A 2,876-nucleotide genomic window follows, 5' to 3' on the forward strand; every position below is an offset into this window, starting at 1 on the left:
GCCAAGCCGTTCCATCAAGCGAAATTGATTTGATTCGTGCAGCACTGCAGAGGGGACAGCTAACCGGCAGTGCTCGTTTCGTGGATGAAATAGAACGAATCCAAGGGCAGCGGGTAGAACTGCGAGGTCAGGGCAGACCGAGGCGTAATCCCGGAAAATAATCTGTCCCCTTTTCCTGTGGATAAGCTCTAATCCAAAGGCTGGTGTGCCCAAAGCCTTTGAAGCTGATCCAGGATTGGGGAATTTAGGACGCGGCTTTGAGGTTTCGACGAGCGGTGGTCCAGTTGTTGAAAATAAAAAATCAATGCCTAAAGTTAAATTGGTTCTAATGCCAGACGGTAATGGTGGTTACTTGATTCATACCGCGCATCCATTGTGATGGAGGTTTATGTGGGTACTTTTAACTGGAAAGAAAATCTTAAAGATTTATTCGCGGCTACTGTGAATCAACAAAGTATCGAAGAAGCAGCAGAAATGATGGCCTCTGTTGGTGTAAGTGATGAAGAGTATCATCGAGAGTGCGTTTTTACGCTAGATGAAGCTATGCGAGCAGTGAAAGTTGGTGATAGTTATGTAATTGATTGCATAAATAAAAGTGGATATCAGGTTAGGGATATCAGCAGTGCGGTGGTTCTGCTTGGTGATTTTAAGGAGGCGTATTTAAAAGAGTTTTCAAGGGATGGCTAATGGTCCGAAAGGCAGCCCAAACGGAAAATAAGCGGAAAAGGGGGCAGATTTATTTTTTTTCCTGATTGGCTAAGCTGAAGATCTCAATGAAAGGAGATCGTTATGCCAAGGATGGGACGGATTTTATTGCCGAATTACCCACATCATGTGGTGCAGCGAGGGCATAACCGGCAGGTAGTGTTTGCCACTGAGCAGAACTATCAGCGTTAAATAGCAGACCTACGCGAGTTGAAAGATGCGTTCGGGGTCAAGGTCTACGCTTATTGCCTGATGACGAATCACGTTCATCTGCTGCTAGCGCCCGGCGAGGCCATCGCTGGGTTGGGGCAGTTGATGAAGGCGCTGGCAGCGCGTGTTACGCGCTATCGAAACCGTCTAGAAGGTCGCACCGGCACTATCTGGGAGAGTCGCTACAAGTCCAGCGTTGTTGAGTCAGACGCCTACTTGCTTGCCTGCTGTCGCTATATCGAATTGAACCCAGTTCGAGCCCGCATGGTTGCCGAAGCGGTTGATTATCCCTAGTCGAGCCATCGGATGCGTGTAACGGATCAGGCGGGCAGCGATTGGCTGGATATTGATCCCTGCTTCATTGCACTTCGCCATACGGCTGAAAGGCGTCGTATCCGATACATGGAGTTCATGCGTCAAGCCGTTTCACCTAGCGAGATTGAGCTGATCCGTGCAGCACTACAGAGGGGGCAGCTAACAGGGAGTGCTCGTATCGTAGATGAAATAGAAAGAATCCAAGGGCTGCGGGTTGAGCTACGAGGTCAGGGCAGGCCCAAGCGACAGTCCAAAAAATAAATCTGTCCCCTTTTTGGTCCCCTTTTTGAGGGTGGTACATGCGATGGGTATAATTTATTTCCCCAGGATAGGAATTTCAATAATTCGGCTTATAAGGTTTTCTATGAGCATGAAATTAAGCGAGCTGTAAATGACCCAGCAAAAACTGTTGGTCCGACTACTATAAAGTTCAATAGATCTGTTCCGGACTCGCCAAGGCCGGACACGTTGTCTGTGACGTATACGATTGATGGAAAAACCAGGACTAGAATTTTTGAAAATGAAGCCAATAAAATCCCAAAGGATCAATAATGATTACTGAAGACTTCGCATTGGTTAAGGAGATTTTTTCGACCATAGATGTCGGTATAGTTGATGGTTATGATTATTTCCGTTTTGAGGTTGAGGTAGGAGATGGCTACATTGATACAGAGCTAACAGTTGAAAGAAATGGAGTCGCGATTGCTAGTGCTAAAACAGATATCAATGATGCGATGTTGTATGGCTTGGTAAAACGCCTCAGGGAAAGTGCTGGACAGCGTGGCGAATTTTGGATTTCCTTTGTTTTGTCTTATAGGCAAGGTGGACAGGTGAAAACAGCATTTAAATACGATAAGGATTAGGTCCAAAAGGCATTTCTCCAGTTTTCACTGCCGAGGGGAAAATTGGGGATGCAGCATTTACTGATGTAAATCAAACAGCTCGCCCAATTGCTCAGGCAAATCCAGATGAGCCAACCATGATAGCTGATCGAGTAGCGACCAAGATGGAAGAAGAAAAGGGGACAGATTTATTTTCCTCCTGATTGGCTAAGCTGAAGGTCTCAATTGAAGGAGATCGCTATGCCAAGGATGGGACGGATTGTGTTGCCGAACTACCCACATCATGTGGTGCAGCGAGGGCATAACCGGCAGGTGGTGTTTGCCGCTGAGCAGGACTATCAACGCTACATAGCTGACCTACGCGAGTTGAAAGATGCCTTCGGGATCAAGGTCTACGCTTATTGCCTGATGACCAATCATGTTCACCTGCTATTGGCGCCTGGTGAAGCCATTGCCGGTCTGGGGCAGTTGATGAAAGCGCTGGCGGCGCTCGCCACCCGCTATCGGAACCGCTTAGAGGGGCGAACCGGTACTCTGGGAAAGTCGCTACAAGTCCAGCGTGGTTGAGTCAGACGCCTACCTGCTTGCCTGCTGTCGCTACATCGAGCTGAACCCGGTTCGAGCCCGTATCGTTGCTGAGGCGGGTGATTATCCCTGGTCTAGCTATCGGATGCGGGTAACGGATCAGGCTGACAGCGATTGGCTGGACATGGATCCTTGCTTCGTCGCACTTGGGGATACGCCTGAAAAGCGTCGCATCCGCTATACAGAATTCATCCGCCAAGCCGTTCCATCAAGCGAAAT

General features: G+C 48.3%; 3 protein-coding genes and 3 pseudogenes. All 6 read left to right on the forward strand.

Annotated features, from left to right (window positions below; genetic code table 11):
- A pseudogene (locus tag BM154_RS24515) lies at positions 1 to 161 on the forward strand (transposase); the annotation flags it as partial.
- A 229-nt stretch (positions 162 to 390) separates the two neighbouring features.
- Positions 391 to 687, forward strand: a complete 297-nt coding sequence (locus BM154_RS24075; protein ID WP_139225516.1) for a hypothetical protein — start codon at positions 391 to 393, stop codon at positions 685 to 687.
- Positions 688 to 789: 102 nt separating this feature from the next.
- A pseudogene (locus tag BM154_RS23470) lies at positions 790 to 1,491 on the forward strand (transposase).
- Positions 1,492 to 1,781: 290 nt separating this feature from the next.
- Positions 1,782 to 2,093, forward strand: a complete 312-nt coding sequence (locus tag BM154_RS23475) for a hypothetical protein (protein WP_074890283.1) — start codon at positions 1,782 to 1,784, stop codon at positions 2,091 to 2,093.
- 11 nt (positions 2,094 to 2,104) lie between these two features.
- A complete protein-coding gene (locus BM154_RS24695) occupies positions 2,105 to 2,275 on the forward strand; it encodes a cytidine deaminase-like fold-containing protein (RefSeq protein ID WP_425272846.1) in 171 nt (56 codons plus the stop codon).
- A gap of 37 nt (positions 2,276 to 2,312) precedes the next feature.
- Positions 2,313 to 2,876: pseudogene (locus BM154_RS23480) on the forward strand (transposase); the annotation flags it as partial.

The sequence above is a fragment of the Phytopseudomonas argentinensis genome (assembly GCF_900113905.1).
GTDB classification, from domain to species: domain Bacteria; phylum Pseudomonadota; class Gammaproteobacteria; order Pseudomonadales; family Pseudomonadaceae; genus Aquipseudomonas; species Aquipseudomonas argentinensis.